The following is a 22,245-nucleotide window of genomic DNA, read 5'->3' on the forward strand; positions in this document are numbered from 1 at the left end:
ATCATTATGTTTTGTTTTACCATAAATAAGGCATTTATATTTAAATATGTATTCCCAGTCACATATGATGTTATAATCAAACTATTCATAAACTACTGTAATCAAGGCAGTTGACAGCTTAACTTGATGCGTATGGTTCTATGAACGTTCTCATTTAAACTTAAAAATATTTAAATTTTTATTCTAAACATAGTTGATTCACGCTGCTGTCACTGGTCTTGATGAGTCCTTTATCCTTTCTCTTAAAAAGTAACAGTAGGATTTCAATTTTTGCTTGAATTTCTGACTATCAGTTACCAAGCTTTTCCCTTATCCAATCAAACCAACATCCGGCTGACAGTTAGTGGTTACATTAGCATAATTTTCTATGTCAGAAATATTATACACTATATCTGTATTTTCTATCTTTGATTGATTATTTTGCCTGTTGTCAATTAATGGTTCATTTGCTAATAACATATCTTGTTGTTTTTCTAGCATTTCTACAATTTTATCTTGTAAATCATTTTTTAGTTTAGTAGCCTTAATGGCTAGCTGAGTTTTTTCTATAGATTTAGATAATATTTCTACTATATTACTATGATTACCATTTACTATTTCGCTGATTAATTGCGTTTGTAGAGTTATAGGGTCAAATTCTAATTCTTCCATTAAGATATCTTTTCCTTGGGCATATTCCTCTAACATTTCCTCAAATCCTGATATGATATTAAGGACATACCCCTGAACCTTTAATAAATTAAGCGGTTCTTCTTTTGTAATATAAGGTTTTACTTTTGTAATTTTTCTTATTATTAAATCAGCTAATGTTAAACTATCATTAAGATTAAATTGTGAATAATCTACTTCCTTAATTGATGTTGAATTCTTATCTGTACTATTTGTACTATTACCCACTATCTGCTTCGCATCTATTGATGGAGTCTTAATATTTTCTGTAGTAAACCAATTGATTTTATTAACTGGATTTAGCACATTGGATAATACTCCTACTATGTTACTTTTTAACCAATTAATCATATTATTTATTGGTGATGACATGTTACTCGCTGCATTACTTATTACATGATCACTGATATTTTCTGTTTCGTTTCCCTCAGCAATCTCACGACGATAACGATCATATATTACACTGTTTTCTGTGCTAGAATTAGATACATAATCTATAATGCTATTTTGAGCAGTCTGTAGCATGGTCCACTGCATTTTCCATTCTATCTCCTTTTCTGTAATAATAATAACATTCTTATTAGCATTCATAATCAAAGGCACTTGAACAAAAAATAGTCCTTCGCTATTATAACTGATCCTTATAGCTATATCATTTAAATATATTTCCAATCTCTTATACCAATCTTGGTTTAATGCTTCTTTTAATTTTATTGTTGCTATATAGTTTTTATCTGGTGGAAAAAGATATATTTCTCCATTTGTAAGTGGAGATACTCTTCCCCCATCTTTATAATAGAATAATTTCATTAATATATCATTACCAGACTCCACAATCTCAGATTGTAATTCTTTATATAAACTTTCTTTTATTCGTTTTGATAAAGAACGTAAATCTATAATAGTATTATCCTCAACTTTATTAATCGTAATGTTATAACCATCTCTATTTTTTACATATTCGACTGGATTCTGAACATGATTGATTGTTTTCATTATTCTATTAACAACGTTATCAGGAAAAAGTTGCTGATTTATTATATTACTATATTGTGTTGCCTTATCTAAAGAATAGTTTTGTAATTGTACGTTATATAATAATTTATCTTGATATTTAGACAATAAACTATTATTAATATGACTTTTTAATCTAGTAAATTCTTTAAAATCATAATCTTCAATAAAATTAATCTCATCTTGCACTGAAGTAAAGCCTAGGATCGCGTAAGCTTCGGTGATATCGAAGCTATTAATTGACATTACACATCTTAAAACATGTTCTATATCATAATCTATCACAGATTCTAGTTCTTTATTTAATTTATATAATTGCGAAGCGTTAGAAATGTTATTCTCTAAATACGAGGTAGAACAGTTGTTTTTATCTAACCTTTGAATTTTTATTGGATCTAAACCTAAATCAAATTCTAGTGTAGATATTCTATAATTTTCATTAATACACCAATTTTTTATTTTAATAAAATTATTAGAATTTTTATCAGTAAATATTAAATCTTGATCTATAATATGAACTTTAATTTGTTCAGGTAGCACATTTTTTAATAACATCACCCCTATACGTTGTGCATCTGATTCTATAAAAATTAAGGTGTTATTTACTAATTTCTGATTATGATTAATTTCAAAGGATTTACCAAAATCTACAACATATTCTTTTACAATTTTTTCATAATTATATTTTTTATAATCTAAAGCTTTAGGGTATTCTTGTAATAAATTAGTACTATATTTATAATTTATACTACCATTGCTATATGAATATAGTTTAAAATCTTGCCATTTAAGAGTATCAGAATAAAAATCTTTAAGTATTACAACCAAAGGATTAGGATTTTCACCTATGTCTTTTTCTAATAATAATAGATCATTATTATTTCTGCAGAATTCTATATTTTCTAAATTACTATCCACTACAACCTGTTTTACACTTACCGGTAGCGTAAATACATTTTTTCCACTACTAGCATGATAAAAAGGTACTAATACAACATCCTTCCTTAACTCAAAAGGTACAAAAGAATTTCGATTTTTATCTACCAATAGCAGATGTTTATATTCATTCCCTAAAAAATAATTCTCTACTATAATAGTATCTATTCTAGTCGTATGATTAACTTTTTTTTCAATGAAGAAACTTAAATCACTACCCTCCTGTTCCAATGAAACATCATCGATAGATTGTACACTTAAAATATCAAATTTTTTATCTTCTGACCTATTATCAATTGTTACTGTACTCTCACCTGAAGTGTTACTCGCTATATACACATCTTGTCCTTCTCCACCTTTAACAAATACAGTTTGCTTATCAAGATTAATAACATCAATACCAGAGGAACCAATAAACATCTTATAGGATCCTTTATTCTCATTTTCCGATGCACTACTAATCACACCGAAAACTTGATAATCTTTTTTTGTATGTGCAATTTCTCTATAATAATCTTTAGCAATATTAAAATTATCAAGGGAATGTTTTGTATGCAGTTCAAATCTGTTAACAACAGTAGAATTACTATCTAGTTTAGGGATAATATTACTACCGTACTTGTCTATTAATGCAAAGTTGGTATTATTGTTCCTATCAAGATAGTTTTTAACGTCAAGAGTGAATGTACCATTTTGACTCAACGGTATCCTAAAAGACATAGTATTATTTACTGGAGAGTAAGTTATTTGATCACAATCTTTGAATAAACTAATTTCTGGAAAAATAATCGTGCCATTTCCATGTACATTAATTGTTGAACTTGAATCCTGGTTTTCATATCCTTCCGTTTTTACATCAAAAGTATAAGTACTATTACCACCTCTAACCTCAGTAAAAGGTCTTACAATCACTCTACCACAGTTTTCAACTAAATCTTTTTTATCTTCACTATTACCTCCTCCACTATCTATAGAGATATGAGGTGCGGGTATATGATATTCTCCTGGATAATGAACGTTTGTAAGATGAAATGGTTCACAAACAACATTATCTACTTTATTTTTTCTTCCAACATAATGAAGCTTAGCATCATTATACCTAAAATAACGTACTGCAAAACTATAACCATTTTTTAATATTACTTGCGATAATCCTATACCAGATGAGTAAATATTCGTGACCCTAAAGCCTATTACCTCATTTGTTAATTGCTCTGTACTAAGTACATTAGTAGAATTGCTACCTAAAGAAATAGGACCTAAAAATTTATCACTTGTAAAAATAAACTTATTAGTAGTGTTATAACCACCAAATATTCCTGTATTACCCTCATAAAGTAAAAAAATGTTATGTAATTCACTACTACCAATTATTGTACCTGTATTTATATATCTTAGATCATACATAATCCATTTATTATTGTTTTTTGACGAGTTTCTCTTATTATGAACCATAACCACTGCATTATCACACTCATACACAACATCTGACCTTGATTGGGGTAAGTCTTTCTCATAATCCATATTTGTTATTTTTGGTAGACAAGTCATTGTAACATTAGCAATACCTTTCGGTAATACACGTGAAAGATTATGTGCATTATGTTTACTTGCGTGATGTAAATCAATGCTTGAAGCAGCTGGATGTAAAACTGGAATATATTGAGAGCGTATTGTACATTCTGTTACATTTTGTGCTATAAATCCGGTGCCACCATTGCTACATGGCCCTGATTTAGGTCTACGTCCTATACAAAACACCGGAGCATAATGCACAGTGGTAGTACATAATGGTCTATACTCTAATTCTATTTTACCTAATCCTGTAGCATAAGCAACTATTTCATTAGGAGATTGTTCTAACATCTGCCGAGTATTATTTACTATACTATTAATAAATTCATGTCTTGCCTTTAAATGCTCTATATCCTCTGGCATTCTTTTTAACAAAAACGTTCGCCAAAAGATACTCCAATTCTCGCCGTGTGTCGTATCATATTTCTCTTCATACTCTATAATGTTGCTGACACCGCTATATATTCCATAACCCACCATTAATACTAAACCAACTCCTGTAGCTGCTAGCGGAGCTCCTGCAACTGTAAGACCTACTCCTGCAATAAATGAAACACCAGAAAAAGATATGGATGCTATGTTATCTCTTATGTCTTTATCACTACACGGATCATTACTGCCTTTTTTATTAGCACATTGTACTAAAGCATTGGATGACATTGCTATATCAATAATATCAAATACTCCTGCTAATGCTCCTGCTGTACCTTTTGCTATTTTTGCGCCATATTTCATTCCTCCTATTTGGATAACGAACTTTGTATTATAACCTAAAACACGTGGTACAAACTTGCCAGCAGTATTTGCAGCTGTATTGACAATTTTAGGTGTAATCTTTACCATTATATGCTCAATTGGTTGTGATAGAAAAGAATAACTCAACCCAGTCACACTTAATGCACAATATCCTTCACTTCCATCTTGACAAGTAGCAATAGTACTATGTATTCCTCTTATTAATTGAACTTTACCTGCAGCATTTAATAGCCCTTGCTTTAATTTAGGATTGATTTTTGAAGCATCACTCTTTGAAAAATCATGTGATAAATCTTTAATGCGCTCATTTTGAATATAACTATTATATCCTCCATCTTGAATAACATTATTCAATAAATACTTGTACTCACCAATAATATTAATATTGTTATCACCTGCTGTAATTCTTTCTTTAGCTAATTCTAATAGTTGAGAATTTTTATTATTATCTTGAATATTTTTGGTATACTCCAGAAATTTCTTACTATCAATCATAATCTGATCTAAATCTCTTGGTACTTTTTTGTTTACATTAAAATTATCTACATCATCCCATGAATACAAACAATCATTAATACTCCTTTTTGTTCTTCCAGCACCTAAACATAGTTTTGACAGCCCAGCTACTACATTAGGATCAACAACAGTAGTAGAACTATGCACTACTATAGCAGAAGTAAATGAATCACTTGTTAATAACAAAGAATCAGCATTCCTAGCTTGAGCATTAAACACAGCTCCCATTATAACTATTTTATCACTATCTGTTATCGCCTTTAAAGCTGCTCCTTGGGAGTATCTGTTGACTTGTTCGTCAACTAAGTTTTTTACTACTTTTTTTCCTTTATCATTTAGAAATTCTTGTTCTTTTTGTATTTTTTCTGCTATATCTGTTATTTTTAATAGATTATTTTCCTGTGTTTGAGTTAGTTTAATTGAGTCATCATATTTTAATTCTAGTCCTACAGGCGTGTACTCTTTAGTACCTTGAACAGAAGCTCCAATACCTTGAATTAACATGTCTATTCTACCACCAGCTCCTGTTTGAAATTCTGTTAATACTAACTCTCTGATTTTCTCTTCTTCTGCTAATTTTACATCACTATAATGACTAAATGCTCCATGTAATATTGCTTGAAAATGTGCTTCTTTACTAATGAATGATTTAATAGGATTAATCCCTTCCCCGATTTTCTTTAATAAATTATTATATTTATCTGATGAAATATCAGCCTGTAACTGAGAATTTAGAGCATCAGCGAACTTTTCTTTTAGCTTATCAGGGTAAGTAATTTTTGTAAAATCTCCCTTAGATTCTTCATTATAAGCATCATTATATGATTTTAGAGAAGGATAAAGATCAATTATTTTTATATTACAATATTCTTCAAATTGCTTTTTATCTATTCTAAAATGTAAATCCAGTTGAATAATTTTCCTATCACCAATTAATGCTTGATTTAATGGAATCTTTTTTAGCTGCACATCTCTATTAGTTTCTATAATATTTAATAAAATAACAGAGTCTTTTTGACTAGATGGGATAAACAACACTGTTGTAATGGCATGACTCTTATCTCCTTTGAGATCAGTTTGTTGACTATCTTTAGTCTTATCTTTGGCTATACGTCCAGGTTGCACTCTTGTTGCCTGAGAATCCAACACTTTTAGTTCTTCAGTTGCTACAATATCATCCTTATTATAGATAAAAATATGCTTTGTATATTTATCGTCTTCTAATAATATCGATTGTCCAAGTAGAAACCTGCTAAAGTAATGATTCTCACTTTTTTCTCCTGTGCCTGGAAAGGTATGATAAGTATTTTCTAAATACTCTTTGATTTTATCTTGAAAAACGCTCTTATCTTTTTCTCGAGTAATTTGATCCCTAATTTCCCATTTTCGTGTAGAATCTAGTATTCCCTGTACTAAAGGAGTTATTTCTATATCACGTTTTACCAATTCCATTTGCATAAATGATGAGCCTGTACTATCCAAGTTCATACCAACACAAAGAATATTATCTGGAATAGTTAGAATCCTCATAGTATTAGGTTGGAATCCCTTAGTGTAATCTTTTGCTTGTTTAAGAGCATCACTAGATCCTATTTGTCCTGTAATTCCTGCCTTAAGTTCAATAATGATAGGAATAGAATTTGTTGCTCGATCAGGACCACGAACTAATAAAATAATATCGGCATATCCTCTACCTGCAAATTGTTCTAAATAGATACGGGTATTTTCGCGATACCTAAAATTATCAAATACACCGGCTACAAATCCATGATGATCAGCTTCTCGTGCTTGACTCCCATAAACATCTTTTGACAAACTTAAAGCAGTGTGAGTATCTTTAATATGGGTTAAGATTTTTTCAAAGATATCTCTTACTTGCTTTGCATCTGAACTAGCAAGCTTAGCTATATCATTTTCTAGATAATCGTCTCCTGCTCTTTGCTTAGTTACTTTTTGAAATGGAAACTTAACAGGAGCAGGGCCTGCATTATGTTTTATTGGTATATTATTATCTATTTCAACTGTGATTTTGTTTTCTCCTGTAGATTTATTAATCTTTATTAATTGAATTTTAATGTCTTTTTCTTTTAGTTTGCTTTGTTTATTATTTGCTCTTAAATTATTTATCTCATCTAATTCATCTGTAGTAAATTCAAGTTTCCGTATACGTAATTGTTCAGATGTATATTTTTTGTTGCCCTCTTCATTAAAGATAAAAACATGTACTTTTTTTTCTATTTCTACCACTACTTTTAAAGTTCTTGCACTATCAAAACGGAAATAAAGACTTGTTATTCCAATTTTTTGTACACCAAGCCTAGTATCTAATAATGTAGAAAAACTTCCTAAGAAAAAATGAGGAAAAAAACCTTCTTTTATACTAGAATGTAAGTAAGAAGGAATCTGATTTAAAAATGACTGGAATCTTGCTTGAAAAGAATAATCAAGTGGTGGATTTTGAGGTATACTACTTTTAGCAATATCTGGAAAAAGTAGTTCTATTAATTCAAATTCTTGTGGTTTTTCCTTTATATTAGGCATAATAAACCTCATAAATATTTATTACATAAACTTTTATCCTTAAATTGATTAAATTTCTTAATCCTATCTAACCTATATCTCCTGCCCCATTCTCATCCAATAATGTAGATATGGGAGCGTTAACCCCTAATAACACAACAACATCTCCTGCACCTTCTAATAAAGCAATTTCTTGTTGATCAGAATCCACTATATTAAGACTATTATTAAATAGATTATTTTTTATAAAAACATCATAAATCCATTGGTGTTTCTTAAGATTTTGTACTTGTTCTAAGTTAAGAGAGCTAACTATTTCTGATAATATTTCTGAGTGTTTCCCTGCTATAATGAGTTTTGCTATACTACCTGCAGCAACAAAACTATAACTTAGTTCATGTAAAAACTTTTGTTTATGTTCTTCAAATCCGGGCATATTCCACATAACACTCAGCATATCATAGCCAGCTTTTACAAAACTACTATCAGGTGCTGAAGAGATTTCGGTTAATGCTATGGATACTAATGTACTATATTGATCATTGGGTAAATCTTCTGGTTTTAAATATGTAAATAATTTTTGAGCACGGTCAAAATAATAATCACCTACAAGTTCTGTAAAAATAAAATGATGACCATTCTTTTCAATGTCTCTTTTTAACAACTCAGGATATTTATCGACATCAAGACGATGAAGACAAAAATCAATCATATCTACATTAGCTCTGCCACTAAATAGCTCATAGTAAATAGCCGTGTTTATTAATAGCTCTTCTTTTTGTTCTGCAGATAATATCGGTTGTAATTTATTCCAAAAAAACTCTAATGCTTGTACATGTTTTCCCATCATTGCACATTCATAACCATGCATATCTAAATTATCTCCTGCAAGTTTTAACTTATTTTTAAACTTGTCTGTATAACCAGTAATAAAATGTGACCAAAAGGATACTAACCCTCCCGCACGTGAATATGTACTATCTAGTATAGATTCTATAGATGCCGGCCAAGCACGATCAGATTGAGCCTCATCAAATAACTTGCGAATATCATCTTCAAAACAGCACCAGCAGGCTACCCTATATTTTTGAAAATTATCAAAAGGGTTTTCTTTACCATCTGGAGTCTTTTCTGCAAGTAATCTCCTACCTACTTCATTTCTATTGAGTTTTACTTGTTCTAAACTATCTACTTTTCCCCAACAAGCATCATCATTAATTACTTGAGCAATAAAATCTAACTCATCTGGAAAACTTGTCTTCAGTAAAGGAGCACCATATAAATGACACCAATGCTCTATTTGTAGCTGTTTAGCCCCTTTATAAGGATCATTTGGATTAACAGAAGCCACTAACCCTTCTTTAACTTGATCAGAACGCATAAAATTTTCTCCTATTTATTTTTTGGATCGTAAAACTACATGACATCTTATGGATTTTTGTATTAGCTTACAGTAAATACAAAAACCTCTATTATTACTTTAGTTATTCTTAAACTTTAACACAATGACTTTTTTTATTTATTTTTTCTGTAGTTTTTAAAACCTACTCAATTACTATACTATACTTATTTAGTATTATCATTCATTTCATAGTTAGTAAATTAAGAATCATAGTACCCTACAATTTTGTAGAGATGTTGAAGAAAGGTTGATTTAAAGGGTAATAAAGTAGTATAAGGTGGATTTTTTGGAAAACAATGCACCAAATACTACTTCGAGAATTAATTTTATATATAGATGGAAATAAATCAAGATTAAAATGTTTGTCTGGAATGATAATCAGTCTAATGACTGGAAGTTCTATTTATCAAAAAGGTTTAGCCCTTGGTATTGTAGGTGATGCTAAAATATCATCAAAAACCCATAGGATTTATCGTTTTTTGAAAGAATTTACTTTTGATTATATGAAAGTTGCATCATTGATATTAAGCTTTTTTTGTATAGAAAATTATGTTGTAGCAATAGATCGAACAAACTGAAAATTTGGGAAATCAGATATTAATATTTTATTTTTAGTAATTATAATTGGTAAAATATCAGTGCCAGTGTACTGGAAATCTTTACCGCATGGTGGGGTATGTTCTGGAGAATTGATGGAAGAATTTTTACAGAAATTTATTAAAAATTTGGGTGTTGAAAAAATAAAGTATTTGATTGCTGATCGGGAATTTATGAATAAAGAATGGTTAAATTTTCTGATAAATAATCACATAAAATTTGCTATTCCCTTAAAAAGAGATAACAAAATTCGCCTTGAAAAAAGTTTAAAAACTCTAAGCATTGTAAAAATATTTAATGATCTTAAAGCTTTAGAATATAAGGTTTGTAGCGGTGTATTGTGGGATAAAAAAGTTAATCTCTTAGGGTTTAATTCCCCGAAGCTCTGCTTCGTGATATACTAGATGCATGGAAGAAAGCAGTTATATACATAAAAGTCATAATGTCACAGTACTAATATATCATTTAGTAACACCGGCAAAGTATAGAAGAGTAATATTCAATGAGGAACTAGACGATTATTTATGTAAAATTTGTGAGGACATAGAAGCTCGTTATGAAATTAGATTTTTGGAAATAGGAGTAGATAAAGAACATGTACATTTTTTACTACAGTCAATACCAATGTATAGCCCAACAAAAATAACTCAAATCATAAAAAGTATTACATCTAAGGAAATGTTTAAGAAATATCCAAATCTTAAAGAAAAATTATGGGGAAGTGAGTTTTGGAGTAAAGGATATTTTATGAGCACAGTATGTAAACATGGTGATGAGCGGAAATTACGTAATTATGTAAAAAATCAAGGTTCAGGCAAACCTTCTTATAAAGCATTTCAACAAAAACAGTTAAAACTTTTTGGATAGATACCTCGTAGCTCTGCTGCGAGGAGTATCATTTTTGCTGCATATAAAAACGATAAAAGTGAACTAATGGTGTTGGTATCATCCATTGAGATTGAAGTTGATATTTTCGCTTTATATAGATATCGATGGTCAATCGAACGGTTGTTTAAGCATCTTAAAAGTGGTGGTTTTGATATTGAAAAAAGTCATTTAGTAAATTTGGACAGATTTGAGAAATTATTAGTGGTAGCTGCTATCACTTCAGCCTTAATAATCAAGAATGGATTAATACAAAATGCACTAAATCCAATTCGTATAAAAAGCTATAAAACCATTGAAAAACAACTATTTTCATTATTTACTTATGGCTTTGATTATATTAAAAATGCCTTCTATCAATCTATAATGGGACCGTTGAAAGATAATGTTTGATAGTAAAATAAGAGGAAGGGAGATAAATAAATATTTTAAAAAAGGAATTCTGTTTAATATTGAGATAAATTTTATTCAATAATATAGTAATTTAATAGAGATTTATTTACAGAGTTAGGATTTTTATTAATAAATTTCTTTAAGCCATTAAAGTTGTTAAAACCACTAATCGTTTTAAACTAAACAACCCTCAGCTATAAGCTGAGGGGTTATAAAGTGGAATCGATTAGAAATCGATCATCATTCACAGGTTCACCTTCCTGTTCATCAATATAGTGCTGTATCATTTCATCAGTTATATTACCTGAACTGACTGCCATATAGCCCCTAGCCCACAAATGATTGCCCCAAAATTGTTTTCGTAAATGAGTAAATTCTTGCAATAAAATTCTTGAGCTAATGCCTTTTAAATACTGTACTAACTTGCTAAGAGATATTTGCGGCTTATATGAGATAAACATATGTACGTGATCACATGATATTTTCCCTGAAATTATATGTACTTCATGTTCCATACAAATCTGCCTCAGTAAATCTCTAGTCCTTTCCGATACTTTGCCTATCAATATTCTCTTCCTATATTTTGGTATCCATATAAGATGCACTTTTAAATCATACTGACTATGACTATTCTTTCTATAACTTCTCATATTTCTTGATATAAATTCATTGCTAAAGCAATTTCATTATATCTTCCCTTCGCCTAAAGGCGAGGGATTTTTGATCCCCGAAGGGGGACATTAAAACATATGGCATTCATAAATTCGGAGAATTGATTTTTGGCAATTCCTATATACCTAATCCGCTTATTATCTTTTGAAAACACCCTCTCAAAAGGTGCTCTGATTTTCGTATAATATTTATCAAGGTTAAGATTCTTATCTTTCATATTATTTTTCTTTATTGCACAAAGATGGAGTCCCTTTTTAGCTGCTGCATTCTTGGCAGAGATTGTACAATAACCTTTATCAACATATGTAGCACCGAAGTTTGGCATAACATGCTTAAAACCTTTGCTATCAGTAACATTTGCAGGGGTAACTGCAACCTTATTGATCATGCCTGATTGAATATCGACACTCACATGTTTTTTATAACCATACCAAAACTTATTCCATCCCTTACAGCCAATTTTAGCTTGTTTATCCTTTGCAACCTTAGGCAAAGTCTTATTATTCAATTTATCATATTTTTGTGCTCTTAGCTTATCACGTTCCTCCCAGAGATTAGCTTTTGAGATTAAATGAGAAGCATCTACAAAGGTAAATACTTCACCCATATAACCTTGTACTCGTAGCTGATCGCGGAATTTTGTAAATATTTTTGATAGTAAATTAGTGCCTATTTTTTTACGTATTTTACTAAATACACTATAATCAGGTGTCTTCTCTGTAAGAGCAAAATCACAAAACCATTTCGCCGCTGTGCTATCAGCTAAATAACGTTCTAATTCCCGATCAGATAAGTCTTCCATAAATTGTAGAAGCAAACATTTAAACAGCCTTTCTATACCATATCCTTTATAATTAGCTTGGCATTCTACTTCTAATAACTCAGCTTCAACTGCTTTGAAACTAAACAACCCTCAGCTATAAGCTGAGGGGTTATAAAGTGGAATCGATTAGAAATCGATCATCATTCACAGGTTCACCTTCCTGTTCATCAATATAGTGCTGTATCATTTCATCAGTTATATTACCTGAACTGACTGCCATATAGCCCCTAGCCCACAAATAATTGCCCCAAAATTGTTTTCGTAAATGAGTAAATTCTTGCAATAAAATTCTTGAGCTAATGCCTTTTAAATACTGTACTAACTTGCTAAGAGATATTTGCGGCTTATATGAGATAAACATATGTACGTGATCACATGATATTTTCCCTGAAATTATATGTACTTCATGTTCCATACAAATCTGCCTCAGTAAATCTCTAGTCCTTTCCGATACTTTGCCTATCAATATTCTCTTCCTATATTTTGGTATCCATATAAGATGCACTTTTAAATCATACTGACTATGACTATTCTTTCTATAACTTCTCATATTTCTTGATATAAATTCATTGCTAAAGCAATTTCATTATATCTTCCCTTCGCCTAAAGGCGAGGGATTTTTGATCCCCGAAGGGGACATTAAATAAACTTTTGAATTTACGATATTGATGATTCACATTTACTAACTCATCTAAACTTACCATTAACATTTGGTGCTCTGACATATAAACATATTTTTATTTTTTGATTATAACTGCTATTCTCTCATCTCGCAACACTCCCATAATTGCAAGCAATAAAAAATTCTGTGAAATTTTCATCTGAACTAGTGTAATAGATACAAATCTAGACTTCAAAATCCAATATTAAAATAATCTCCCATACCTACCCGAACCAGCAAAACTAAATAAATACAAACAAGAATAATTGCTATTAGTTAAGATCGTTAAAAACAACAAAGAGAGAGATGTTAGCTTTTGGTTTGTAAAAACAAAAGAGCAGCGGGTAGGTAGGCACTTAGAGTGCTTTCCTCCCAAAGAACCGTACAAGCATATTGCTATGCATACGGCTCAAGCAATTTACTAACAGCTGCAATTAGTTGACCTCGCTTGCTATGTACTTGCCTATGACAGTTTGTATGCAATAAGCACAAATTGTTAATATGGTCAGTGCCGCCACATCTTTTAAGTATTTTATGATGGACTTGTACATTTTCTCCATTATCTATTGAATCTAAACAAACAAGGCATTTACCTTCTTGTCTACGCCAAAGAATCTGTCTGGTCTTAAAGAAGTACTTTGGTTTACTAGCTTGACGTTTTTGCCAGTATTCCTTAAGTGCTGGATTATCAGGAGATGCTTTGCCTTTAACTAGAATATGCCTTTTAATTGCTGTCCATTGTAATTTCCATAGATATAGATCTTTACTTTTATCCATAAAGACCCAATTATCATTTCGAGCTTTGATTCTGCCCCAATACTTCTCTTTAAGCCACTTCCAGTATTTATTAGGATGTCTTCTACAAGCAAATCTTGCTTGTCGCATCCACATCCAACGATCTAGTTGGATAAAAGTTCTTTTGGCGACAACCTTGTTAAAATAACTGCACCACCCCATTATTCTAGGGTTAAGATTTTCAATTATTCTATCAATTCCCCATGCGAAGCTTCTTTTCCATTCAATCATTATTCGCTTTTTAAATGATTTAATAGTATCTTTGGACGGTTTGACTAGTAGTGTTACACCTCTTCTTCTACTTTTAGTATTATATTGACGAATATTAAATCCCAGAAAGTCAAAACCCTCCTTAATATGAAGTATCTTGGTCTTTTCTTCTGATAATCCTAATCCTCTAATATTTAACCAATCGTTGATTATCTGCTTTGCTTTGATACAAGAGCTTTCAGATTTTGCACAAATGACAAGGTGAGTAGACCGAAGGAACCTCCCCTCCAGTCTCTCGCAGAACGGTGCGCAAACCTCTCAGCTTACACCGCTCCCATTATCCAAACCTTGATCCAAGACCTAACCTCCAATGAACAAATAGTCTAGGTTCACGCTTTCGCACACATCCTAACCAATTCCTTGCTTGTTTCTTGTAACCTTGAAATCTTTTGTATTTCCTCATTACCCAACGTATTAGAAAACGCTCCATGTTACGTAAAAATGGATACATAGCCGATTTATAATATCGTACATAATAATTTACCCATCCTTGTACATGTGCATTAAACATCCTCGCTAGGTCAGTAATAGTTTTATCACTTCGCAGATGTATTCTCCAACCCCTTATCTCCTTTCTGATACGGTTTGCAGCTTGCTTACTAATTGCAGGTGTAAAGTTAACAAAAGTTTTACCATATTTATTCATTGACAATCGTGGTCTAAATGTATAGCCAAGAAATTCAAAGCTTTCATGCTCATAAGAGCCTCCTCGATCATCATCTTTACAATATACTATTTTCGTCTTTTCTGGATGTAGTTCAAGACCACACTCTTTTAGTCTAATCTTAATCTCTTCCAGTACTTTCTTAGCCTGCTTTTGTGAACTACAATGTGCTAAAATATCATCTGCAAAACGCTCAAACCTTACTTCTGGATAGTTCCTTCTCATCCAATCATCAAATGCATGATGCATAAAAATGTTTGCCAACAAAGGACTCGCTACTCCTCCCTGAGGAGTACCAGACTTCCTTTCTATCAGTTCTCCACTCTCCAATTGTAAAGGGGCTTGAAGCCACCGCTTCACATAAAGATGGATCCACTTTTCTTCGCTATGGAATCTTATGGCTTTTATCATTAATTGATGATCCAAACTATCAAAGAAATTCTTGATGTCCAGATCAATACACCAATTTTGCCGCCAACATCGCTGCCTTGCTACTCCAACTGCATCCAATGCCGATTTCCTAGGACGATACCCATAAGAATCTTCATGAAATTTTGGCTCCACTAATTGCTCAAGCTGCTCTTTAACCACTGCTTGTGCAATTCTATCTGCCACAGTTGGAATACCTAACAAGCGTTTGCTACCATCTGATTTTGCTATTTCTACCGCCTTTACAGGTGGAGGAAAATACGTACCAGATGACATCCGGTTCCATAACTTATAAAGGTTATCCTTTAGGTTTAATGCAAAATCTTCAATTGATTCTTCATCAACCCCATAGGTACCTTTGTTCGCTTTAACTCTTTCCCAAGCTGCCATTATACTTTTCTTGGAAATACAAAATGGTTTTGTTTTATTCAATTTAGCTCCTCCCAATTCTTATTAGTTGACTAATCAATAAAACGGATAACTCAGCCCCTTTGCTCCACTGCCTTTCAACAGCTTCATCACTACTACGAGCCAATCCGCCCCTATGTACTGCTTTGGTACTCAGATACTCGTGGGGCTTCCACTTGCATCGCTCCCTTTGCATCAATACACAAGTTCCCACGTTCCACATAAGAGCCTAAATCAAGTTCATGCCACCTCTATGCCGGAGACCACTTGACCAGTAAACAGGTTCCCGCCAAATTTATCCTGAGTTAACGACTACCCCTCAGTTTTGATCTCATCTATACGCTTTCGACACTTCAGCAATGGTTTAATCGCTTCATCTCCTTGATTCTTACCTGATACCTTGCAAGGTACCTTTTCTCTAACGCTCACCACCTTGGCTCTTAACCAACGCAGCTTAGAGTGGTTTGAAGCCTCTTCCTGTAAAGCGGCTTCGGAAGACCTACTTCCATCTCTTATATAGTTACGCACAAATTCAATTTACACTTATGGCTTCATGTAACTTCCTTTGCACTCGTGGCACACAATCATCTGCATATTTGACTAAAGCATATTCAGACTTAGGGTGGAGATGATCATATTTATCATAAGTTATGTTAAGTATGTCTTCCATTCCATGAAGAGCGATGTTTAAAAGTAAGGGACTGATTACTCCTCCTTGAGGAGTACCAACTGTTGTTTTGGTGAATTGATATTCTTCCATTACGCCAGATTTAAGCCATGCTTTAATCCAATTTCGTGCTGGAAAATTTCCTACAATCTTCACAAAAGAAAATCATGATCGATATTATCAAATGCACTTTTAATATCAGCGTCTAATATCCATCCCCTAGTTGTACCAGGGCAAACAATAGCAGAAATTCTCTGTATTGCATCGTGGGTGCTACGTCCAGGTCTAAAGCCGTAACTACTACCCTCAAACTTAGCTTCCCAGTATGGTTCAAGTGCTGATTTAACAACAGCTTGCCTACATCTATCCAAAATAGTGGGCAAGCCTAGGGGTCTAAGTTTGCCCTTTCTTTTAGGTATGTACACACGCTTGATTGGTTTAACAGATAATAGATTGTTATCTATTAATTTGTGCATTAATAGATTTCTTTCTTTATCTGTATTAACAACTATTTTATCAATACCAGGACTTCTCTTCCCTCGATTGATTTGGGTAACACGTCTTATAGCAAGTAATTTATTTGACCTTGACTTTAACATCAGTTTCTTTAGACTACCTACTAGTTTCGTATTACCATTTGCAGATGCCCTATAAATACGTTTACGAAGATTATTAACCTTTTTATTAATATCCTGCCAATCAATTGCATACCAATGGATTTGCTCGGAATTATTATTATCATTAGTCTTAATTGTTACATTTGCGTTTAGCATCTAACTTTTCCAATATAATTCATAATCTTGTTTACTTATTTAGGGTAAATCACCAGTCTTAAGTCAGCATCATTTCTGATTAGCACATAGTGCCTATACACCCAGTTATGTATTCCTGTAGTCTTTCGACTTAGTGTCATTAGCTTTTTAAGACCTCTCTTACCTACTATCAGTTGCCAAATAATAGGCTTACCACGTTTCACTAATTAAAGATGCGTTAAGTTGGTTACCTTCTGTATACCGGGGAACTGGCATTTTTAAAGAAGGTCGCGTGTGCCTTCTTACAGCTAAGCTTTTCAGCTTCATCCCTATAACAGATATTATCTGGAGTATCTACTTTTATATTTACGATATTTTCCAAACAAAGATTCACTTTCGTTTAACCAATTTTAACTTTACCTTGCCCCTATTTCCCATCCAGATTAGTAATTTAGTTAGGCTTCTTATTGCGCTTAGCACAAGATCGTTACCAACCTTGCACCGCAATAATAGTAATTAGGTCTAAATGCAACCTAGCCGCAATATACTTGCAGACTTTATTTTAGTGCCATCGTGTCGCACTACGCAATATATAAACTATCGTTTATTATTTGCTAATTTATTGCTGATTCAATGGATGATGAAAAACATTCATGCTAATGTAATGCAGGATTGTAATAATCATAAGAAAAAGAATCATGGCAATACAGTTTGCAAGAATAGAGATAGTAGGTAGAAGTTCAGGAGGCAATAGCTGCTGTAAAGCTGCCTATAATGCTAGGCTGATTATTAAAGATGAAAGAACTAACGTGACTTATAATTTTAGCAAAAAAGGCGATAATGTTTACCATGCAGTATTATTACCTAGCCACGTAGATCAGAAATTCAAAAATCCAAGTATCTTGATGAACGAAGTGGAAAGGAGTGAGAAAAGAAAAAACAGTCAATTATTAAAAGATGTAGTTATAGCACTGCCTGATGATACGGAATTAGATTTACAAGATAGAATAGCTATTACCCATGAAATTATTGAAGAAATGGGATGGGTAAAGAATGGGCTTGGGGTGCAGGTAGATATTCATTCACCTCATGATGGTGAGAAGAATTGGCATGCTCACTTGCTTGTTACTACCAGAAGATTTACAGAAGATGGAAAATCTTTAGGAGCTAAGGCAGTAGATTTAAATCCTAAATTTGCCAAGGTAAGTGGCAAAGCGTTTATTATCCCCGAAGATCAGATAATTCATGAGAGAGCTAAAGAAGTAATCAATAAATATTTTGCTAAATTAGGTTTAGAAATCAGAGTAGACCCAATAAGTTTTAGCCCTGAGCAGCATGTTGGTCCTACTAGAATGAGAAGTATTATCAATGAAATAGCAGAGCAAAATAAAATATGTAAGTTAGCCCATATTGAAATTATCAAAGGAGCGGATGTGGTACTTGATCGTATTATTCGTCATCAAGCTATTTTTACTAAACTCGATATAGAAAAAGCAGTAAAAGAAATTCCAGAAGAAGCAGAAAAGCAAAAACTAATAAGGGAGGTATTAAATTCAGATAGGCTGGTAAAACTATATAATGAAGATGGCACGGATACTAAATACTATACTACTCAAGACATACGGGATGAAGAATTAAGGATAGTTAGAATAGCTGATAAGGTAAATAGCCAGATTCATTTTAATAATGTTATTAAGCTTAAAAGTGCTATTGATAATCTTGCAAGTGTTAATGAAGCACAAAGAGCAAGCCTGCATCACATATTAATTAATAGTCAAGGTATTAAAATCCTTCAAGGTAGAGCCGGCACCGGTAAGTCACAAGTACTTGCTGAAGGCTATAAAATTGCTACTCATCATGGGCAAAATATTATAGGACTCGCTCCTACTCATAAAGCAGCATCAGAGCTTAAAAGTAAAGGCTACCAGCAATGTCATACGGTAAAAGGGTTTTTATTTAAATTATATAATGGTAAAGCTGAGCTACCAAGAAATACTACGCTAGTAGTAGATGAAGCAGGAATGGTAGGTAATAGTGATTATTTAGAATTATTAAAAGTAGCAAGGAGTAATAATTGTAATTTGATACTGGCTGGAGATGAGAGACAACTAACTTCCGTTGAGCGAGGAGGAATGTTTGCAGTATTGGCTAGTAAATTTGGCTCGTATGAGTTGAGTAGAATTAGAAGACAAAATAAAGTATGGGCAAGAGACATGGCTTCGTGCTTTGCAAAATCAGATATTGCTGGTGGCTTGCGTTTACTTGCACAACATGATGGTTTAAAGATTGATCATACGCTAGAAGAATCAATGGCAAGATTAATTAATGATTGGAGCAACAGCAAATTTGCTCTAAATGAGCGTTTAATAATTACCATGCGTAATGTTGAAGTAGATAGTATTAATCAAGGGATCAGGGAGTTACTAAAAGCTAAAGGCTTGCTTACCGGTAAAGAGTATAGACGCTATCTACCATCTCAGCAGTATGAAGATTATATGGCAGGAGATCGTATTTTGTTTAAAAGTACTAATAAAGATTTACAAATAGAAAATGGGGAATTTGCAACGATAACTTCAGTAAGCAACGATAAGTTTGTTACTAAAACAGATAGCAGGAAAGAAATAGAATTTAATCCTCAAGATGTAAGCTTTAAACATGGCTATGCTTCTACAGTATATAAAGCACAAGGAGCCTCAATTAAAGATGTCTATGTATTACATAATTTAGCAGGAAATAGCAGAAATTCTTATGTAGCCATGACTAGACATATAGAAGAGGTAAAACTTTACTATAATAGGAAGGCTACCAGGAATATGGTCAGTTTAATATCGCAACTTAGCAAAATAGATAATAGGCTATCTAGCATTAATTTTAAAACTTTAGAAGAGTTGCTAGCAGTTCAGGAAAGCAAGAGTCCTAATATTATAGATAAAGTAGGTAATTGGTTTAAAGGGGTAGTAGAAGATATTAAGGATAGATTACACAGTAATGATAATTATTACCACTTAAGAATAAGCTCAAGACCACCTGCTAAAGTAGCAGAAATCCTAAGAAGCACTAGCACAAATTTTGCCACAAGCCATAAAGCCCAAGAAGAGCAAAAAAGCTCTTCTGATAATCTCAATAATTGTAATAAGCAAGCTACAACAATCAGTGTTAAATTACAAGAGGAGGTTATAGCAAAGAATAAAATAGATTATAATGTAATTAATAAACAAAAAGCTCTGGAATTAAAACAAAAATTATCATTTAAAGCTGAAGAAATAGGACGAAGCTTACTTGGTAGTCCAAATAAGCATTTATCAAATAGCCAGTTACTCCGCTGGGAGAAAGATGGTAAAATAGCGATGAAGATAGGTGGCAGTAAAGCTGGTATCTGGCATGATTTTAGTATAGGAGAGGGAGGAGATTTATTTACCTTAGTACAAAGAGAAAAAAATTGTGATTTTGTAGAAGCTAAGAAATATTTACAAAATATGGTTGGTGTGTCAACAAATAGTAAAGATCTAGCAGTAAATTTAGCAGCAAACAAAAATCAACAAATTAAAACTCAAACAGAGCAAGAGGCTGAAACAGTAAAAATTAAGAGAGCTATAGGATTATATGAAAAATCAGACTCTGTAAAATATGTCATGCCAAATAATGTAGCAAAAAGATATTTATCAGAACATCGTAGAATTAAAGAAGTATTAACAAGATACCAACTAAGTAACGATCTAAAAACTAATATGATGTGGGATAGTAATAGTAAACAATATTATCCTGCATTAATTGCTTTTGCTAGAAATAAAGATGGTAATATTACCGGTGGACAATCAATTTATTTAAACAAAGAAACAAATAATAAAGCTGATATTGAGGTTAATAAACGTTCATTTGGAAAAATTAAAGGTTCTTTTGTTGAGATTAATAAAAATAACGAACAGCAGAACGTACAAAGCAGTAAAGATGGCAATAATTTAGCAAGTAATGTAACGGTTATAGCAGAAGGGGTAGAAACCGCTTTAAGCATTGCGGAAGCTGGTATTAAAGGCAAAATTCTTTGTAGTTTAGGTGTAAGTAACATCAGGAACTATGAGCCTATCAAAGGTGAGAGAATAATAATTGCTGCTGATAATGATGGTAAAGATGCAGTATCAGTTAATACTGTAATTAAAGCACAGGAAGAATTAATTAGCAAAGGAGCTATAGTATCAATAATACGACCAGCAGAAAAAGGCGATTTTAATGATATGTTAAAATCCCAAGGGGCAGAATCTATAGATAAGCTTATAGAGCCTGAAATAATAAAATTAACAGCAACTATCAAGGCAATAGAACTTAAATCATCCTTAAAAGCAAATGATAATAGCAAATCACAAATTAAGTCTATAGAATTACTATTTTCAAAAATGGTAAATAACGATAATAACGGACTAAATAATTTGCAACAACAGCAAATAACAGCTCTAGCCAAGTTTGGCACAGAAGAGAATATCAATACCGCAATACAAATCTACAGAGAAAAAGGTATAGATTCTTGTATGCTCTATAGTAACAAGATTTGCATAGCAGCAATAGAGAAGAAGATACAGAAAGATTTACAAATTATGCAGAATAAATTTGATCCTAAATATAATCTTGGTGATAAAAAATTTTCTGATATAGTAATATATGATTTTCAAGGCAAAAGCCATCTCGTTGCTGAAGATTACTTAAATGCCATAGGAAGAGATAAACAAGTAATGCAATATATAAGTCCAAGCTCAGAAATAGGTAAAGAAATAAGAAGTGTGATAAAGCAAGTATCTGAGGTAAAGCTTAGTCAAGGAATAAGAGTTTAGAGTATAGTATAATAATAT

The 22,245-nt window shown here is 32.1% G+C and carries 14 protein-coding genes; 5 read left to right on the forward strand and 9 right to left on the reverse strand.

Annotated features, from left to right (window positions below; translation table 11 throughout):
- Positions 1-309: 309 nt before the first annotated feature.
- Entirely contained in the window at positions 310-8,007 is a 7,698-nt protein-coding gene (locus ACICQC_RS02930; protein ID WP_395477317.1) for a hypothetical protein, read from the reverse strand.
- A gap of 67 nt (positions 8,008-8,074) precedes the next feature.
- Positions 8,075-9,367, reverse strand: coding sequence for a hypothetical protein (locus tag ACICQC_RS02935; RefSeq protein WP_395477318.1), 1,293 nt, complete (start codon positions 9,365-9,367; stop codon positions 8,075-8,077).
- 407 nt (positions 9,368-9,774) lie between these two features.
- Between ACICQC_RS02935 and ACICQC_RS02940 the strand changes: the two genes are divergently transcribed.
- The 4 genes from ACICQC_RS02940 to ACICQC_RS02955 all read left to right on the forward strand — a co-directional run bounded on the left by ACICQC_RS02940 (position 9,775) and on the right by ACICQC_RS02955 (position 11,263).
- On the forward strand, positions 9,775-9,966 hold the full coding sequence (locus ACICQC_RS02940) for a hypothetical protein (RefSeq protein WP_395477319.1): 192 nt from the start codon (positions 9,775-9,777) through the stop codon (positions 9,964-9,966).
- 114 nt (positions 9,967-10,080) lie between these two features.
- Complete coding sequence (locus ACICQC_RS02945) at positions 10,081-10,389, forward strand: hypothetical protein (RefSeq protein WP_395477320.1); 309 nt, start codon at positions 10,081-10,083, stop codon at positions 10,387-10,389.
- A gap of 4 nt (positions 10,390-10,393) precedes the next feature.
- Positions 10,394-10,852, forward strand: a complete 459-nt coding sequence (gene tnpA / locus ACICQC_RS02950; protein WP_395477321.1) for an IS200/IS605 family transposase — start codon at positions 10,394-10,396, stop codon at positions 10,850-10,852.
- Positions 10,853-10,993: 141 nt separating this feature from the next.
- The gene (locus ACICQC_RS02955; protein ID WP_395477322.1) at positions 10,994-11,263 is read left to right on the forward strand and encodes a hypothetical protein; all 270 of its coding nucleotides are present in this window, start codon (positions 10,994-10,996) and stop codon (positions 11,261-11,263) included.
- A gap of 209 nt (positions 11,264-11,472) precedes the next feature.
- Here ACICQC_RS02955 and tnpA (ACICQC_RS02960) read toward each other — a convergent pair whose 3' ends face one another.
- From tnpA (ACICQC_RS02960) to ACICQC_RS02990, 7 genes are all read right to left on the reverse strand, one after another.
- Positions 11,473-11,913 carry an IS200/IS605 family transposase gene (tnpA, locus tag ACICQC_RS02960; RefSeq protein ID WP_095568239.1) on the reverse strand — a complete coding sequence of 147 codons (441 nt, stop codon included), beginning with the start codon at positions 11,911-11,913 and terminating at the stop codon, positions 11,473-11,475.
- A 53-nt stretch (positions 11,914-11,966) separates the two neighbouring features.
- Positions 11,967-12,845, reverse strand: a complete 879-nt coding sequence (locus ACICQC_RS02965; RefSeq protein WP_395477323.1) for a transposase — start codon at positions 12,843-12,845, stop codon at positions 11,967-11,969.
- 22 nt (positions 12,846-12,867) lie between these two features.
- Entirely contained in the window at positions 12,868-13,308 is a 441-nt protein-coding gene (tnpA, locus tag ACICQC_RS02970; RefSeq protein ID WP_395477324.1) for an IS200/IS605 family transposase, read from the reverse strand.
- A gap of 507 nt (positions 13,309-13,815) precedes the next feature.
- On the reverse strand, positions 13,816-14,445 hold the full coding sequence (locus ACICQC_RS02975; protein ID WP_395477325.1) for a group II intron maturase-specific domain-containing protein: 630 nt from the start codon (positions 14,443-14,445) through the stop codon (positions 13,816-13,818).
- 316 nt (positions 14,446-14,761) lie between these two features.
- A complete protein-coding gene (gene ltrA / locus ACICQC_RS02980; RefSeq protein WP_395477326.1) occupies positions 14,762-16,009 on the reverse strand; it encodes a group II intron reverse transcriptase/maturase in 1,248 nt (415 codons plus the stop codon).
- 508 nt (positions 16,010-16,517) lie between these two features.
- Positions 16,518-16,808 (reverse strand): reverse transcriptase domain-containing protein, encoded by a 291-nt coding sequence (locus ACICQC_RS02985; protein ID WP_395477327.1) that lies wholly within the window; start codon positions 16,806-16,808, stop codon positions 16,518-16,520.
- A complete protein-coding gene (locus ACICQC_RS02990) occupies positions 16,805-17,425 on the reverse strand; it encodes a reverse transcriptase N-terminal domain-containing protein (RefSeq protein WP_395477328.1) in 621 nt (206 codons plus the stop codon). The genes ACICQC_RS02985 and ACICQC_RS02990 overlap by 4 nt, the downstream gene beginning before the upstream one ends.
- 677 nt (positions 17,426-18,102) lie before the next feature.
- Between ACICQC_RS02990 and ACICQC_RS02995 the strand changes: the two genes are divergently transcribed.
- Positions 18,103-22,227 carry an AAA family ATPase gene (locus ACICQC_RS02995; RefSeq protein ID WP_395477329.1) on the forward strand — a complete coding sequence of 1,375 codons (4,125 nt, stop codon included), beginning with the start codon at positions 18,103-18,105 and terminating at the stop codon, positions 22,225-22,227.
- Positions 22,228-22,245: the final 18 nt, after the last annotated feature.

The organism is Rickettsia endosymbiont of Pantilius tunicatus (genome assembly GCF_964291875.1).
In the GTDB taxonomy this organism is placed as follows: Bacteria; Pseudomonadota; Alphaproteobacteria; order Rickettsiales; family Rickettsiaceae; genus Rickettsia.

What these genes read in the sequence shown, in the direction of transcription:
- ACICQC_RS02990 (WP_395477328.1), bottom strand. Translation starts at nt 17,425, where the DNA reads ATGCTAAACGCAAATGTAACAATTAAGACTAATGATAATAATAATTCC.
- ACICQC_RS02945 (WP_395477320.1), top strand. Translation starts at nt 10,081, where the DNA reads ATGGAAGAATTTTTACAGAAATTTATTAAAAATTTGGGTGTTGAAAAA.
- tnpA (WP_395477324.1), bottom strand. Translation starts at nt 13,308, where the DNA reads ATGAGAAGTTATAGAAAGAATAGTCATAGTCAGTATGATTTAAAAGTG.
- ACICQC_RS02940 (WP_395477319.1), top strand. Translation starts at nt 9,775, where the DNA reads ATGACTGGAAGTTCTATTTATCAAAAAGGTTTAGCCCTTGGTATTGTA.
- ACICQC_RS02930 (WP_395477317.1), bottom strand. Translation starts at nt 8,007, where the DNA reads ATGCCTAATATAAAGGAAAAACCACAAGAATTTGAATTAATAGAACTA.
- ACICQC_RS02975 (WP_395477325.1), bottom strand. Translation starts at nt 14,445, where the DNA reads ATGATTGAATGGAAAAGAAGCTTCGCATGGGGAATTGATAGAATAATT.
- tnpA (WP_395477321.1), top strand. Translation starts at nt 10,394, where the DNA reads ATGGAAGAAAGCAGTTATATACATAAAAGTCATAATGTCACAGTACTA.
- tnpA (WP_095568239.1), bottom strand. Translation starts at nt 11,913, where the DNA reads ATGAGAAGTTATAGAAAGAATAGTCATAGTCAGTATGATTTAAAAGTG.
- ACICQC_RS02935 (WP_395477318.1), bottom strand. Translation starts at nt 9,367, where the DNA reads ATGCGTTCTGATCAAGTTAAAGAAGGGTTAGTGGCTTCTGTTAATCCA.
- ACICQC_RS02995 (WP_395477329.1), top strand. Translation starts at nt 18,103, where the DNA reads ATGGCAATACAGTTTGCAAGAATAGAGATAGTAGGTAGAAGTTCAGGA.